General features: G+C 42.0%; 1 protein-coding gene. It reads right to left on the minus strand.

What is annotated here, in order from left to right:
• Positions 1-652: RNA-guided endonuclease InsQ/TnpB family protein (locus ACTIE0_RS24785; protein WP_439517068.1), on the minus strand; the 652-nt coding region annotated here is incomplete at its 3' end.
• Positions 653-750 lie beyond the last annotated feature (98 nt).

Raw genomic sequence — 750 nt, forward strand, 5'->3', positions numbered from 1 at the left:
CAATACCATCATTGCTGACAGTAAAGGAGGAATCCCTCAAAGCACGTAACATTATATTACGTGCGCCATTCGCATCTCTAGGTGTTTGACTACCACAGTGGGGACACTTATGTATCTTCGCACCACCTAGTTGGGCGTGGCGATGTCCACACGCTCCACAGGTTTTAGATGTGTGACTTTCGCCCACATCAAGCACCACGCAACCACGCTTTGCTGCTTGATGTTTCAGAATTAACTTAAATCGATAATGAGCCCAAGTCAGCATACTTCTGACTGTTTTAGATCTAATTTTTCTTCTTGACTTGGCTACCATTTGGGAGGACTCGAAGCGAGGAAGAAAAATTAATCCATAGTTATTAGTCAGATAATGAGCTGTTTTTTTGTGTACTTCATCAATTAAGTTCCGAATCTTTTCTCGAATCCGATTAGCCGCTTTTCTCATTGAACGGCGTTGTTTAGCACTTACCTTAGTTGAACGGCTAATTAAATTATATTCGTGTTGACATAATCTCACGATTCGTCCCATGTCACCATTGCCAATTTCAATGACTTTATCGCCGTCATATCCGGTCAAAAAAGTTCTGACACCAGGATCTAAGGCAATTATTTTTGGGGAAGATGTATGCGTTGCGATTACGGGTTCAGGGAAAATAGCAAACCATAGGCCGCGCCGATAAACTAATTGAGTGCCGTACTCACATCTGACTGGTACTGGTTCACTTGCCTTAAACGATAGTGTTTTTGTTAACT

The organism is Limnospira sp. (genome assembly GCF_051859755.1).
Lineage (GTDB): Bacteria > Cyanobacteriota > Cyanobacteriia > Cyanobacteriales > Microcoleaceae > Limnospira > Limnospira fusiformis.